Origin of the sequence: Brumimicrobium salinarum (assembly GCF_002844555.1) — a bacterium.
Classification (GTDB): domain Bacteria; phylum Bacteroidota; class Bacteroidia; order Flavobacteriales_D; family Crocinitomicaceae; genus Brumimicrobium; species Brumimicrobium salinarum.
This window is the reverse complement of sequence record NZ_PJNI01000076.1, coordinates 1-404: the sequence shown is the minus strand read 5'-3', so window position 1 is coordinate 404 and position 404 is coordinate 1. Positions and strand designations below refer to the sequence as shown.

The window sequence follows — 404 nt, the reverse complement described above, 5'->3', positions numbered from 1 at the left end:
AAAGGGTGAACAGTAACTGTTTTATTGATAGTCGCAACACAATTATGATTACTCGTAACGCTTAAATTAGTTATGTAATCTCCTGAATTAGCGTAAGTATGTGTGGGATTTTCCTGATTAGAAGAATTACCATCTCCAAAGTCCCAATCCCAACTTGTTAAGCTATTGTTCGTAAAAGCATTGCTTATATTACTTTCATTTGTAAAGGTTGTCGTAGCACTTAAGCAAACATCAGAGGGACTAAAGTCTACTTGAGGCAACGGATAAACAGTGCTTGGGTTTTCAACGGTATCTCTACAACCATGATTGCTTTCCACAATTAAGGTAACATCAAAAACCCCTTCTGATCCATAAGTATGCGTTGGATTTTCAAGCGTAGAAGCGTTGCCATCACCAAAGTTCCA

General features: G+C 37.6%; 1 protein-coding gene. It reads right to left on the bottom strand.

Annotated elements, in window-relative coordinates:
* The coding region (locus tag CW751_RS15210; RefSeq protein WP_119782978.1) for a PKD domain-containing protein at nucleotides 1-404 on the bottom strand (404 nt) is incomplete at both ends.